This is a genomic window from Marinomonas sp. S3726, from assembly GCF_000967665.1.
Taxonomy (GTDB): Bacteria; Pseudomonadota; Gammaproteobacteria; order Pseudomonadales; family Marinomonadaceae; genus Marinomonas.
Map to the genome: position 1 here is coordinate 1 of NZ_JXYC01000067.1, position 825 is coordinate 825.

Below are 825 nucleotides of genomic sequence, written 5' to 3' on the forward strand. Positions count from 1 at the left end.
AGAGCTGAAACTGTGGTTTATGGTGTTCAAGGCTGGCGACAAAAACCGGGAGGCGCGTTATGGAACCCCAACTTACTTGTTCCAGTAAAGGATGCGTTAATGGATTGGAATGATGAACGATTAATCGTTGAAACTCGCATTATCCTCGGAGAGCAAGGAAGTACCACCGAGCTTTTAGTAATGCCTAAAAATGCTTTTGACTTAATAGCTGAAGAAGAAAAAGCGAATGAAAGTTTGGGATTTGTTCTATGAATTCACTTTTAAAACTATTGCAAAGAAAGCTTCATCGTTTAGCAGGTCGTGCAACCATTGCCAGAGTGAAGTATGTAAATAATGTTCGTTACCTTCAGCTACAACAAGAAGGTGGGCAACCGCTGGATAATGTTGAACACCTTGAGCCGTTTGGTTTTACGTCTCACCCATTAGCCAATGCGGAATCTGTTGTTCTTGCGTTTAACGGCAACGGTTCTCATAGCGTGGCTATTCTTGCGGGAGACCAACGCTATCGCCTCACCATAGAGGAAGGTGAGGCGGCTATTTATAACTACCAAGGGGACAAGGTACACATTAAGAAAGACCGCTCTATAAGTGTTGAAGCTAAAACGAAAGTTGAGTTGGTTACACCGCATACCCATATGACAGGTAAGTTAACGGTGGCTGAAACCATAGAATCTGTGGGCCAAATTAAAAGCGGCGCAAACATCATTGCTGCAACAAAAATTGATGCGGGGGGTAATGTTACCGCAGGAGGTGTTGTTAAAGGAGCGAGTTTTACTAATTCAGCAGGCTCAGCTTCTATGAGTCCTGACGGCACAATGGAAGTTA

Annotated in this window: 2 protein-coding genes; both read left to right on the plus strand. The window is 43.8% G+C overall.

All coding sequences use genetic code 11. The features are described from left to right. Positions 1 to 252, plus strand: a 252-nt coding sequence (locus TW85_RS26280) for a hypothetical protein (RefSeq protein ID WP_046019857.1), incomplete at its 5' end; no start/stop codon positions are given. After that, positions 249 to 825, plus strand: a 577-nt coding sequence (locus TW85_RS25800) for a phage baseplate assembly protein (RefSeq protein WP_052702413.1), incomplete at its 3' end; no start/stop codon positions are given. The genes TW85_RS26280 and TW85_RS25800, both read left to right, overlap by 4 nt.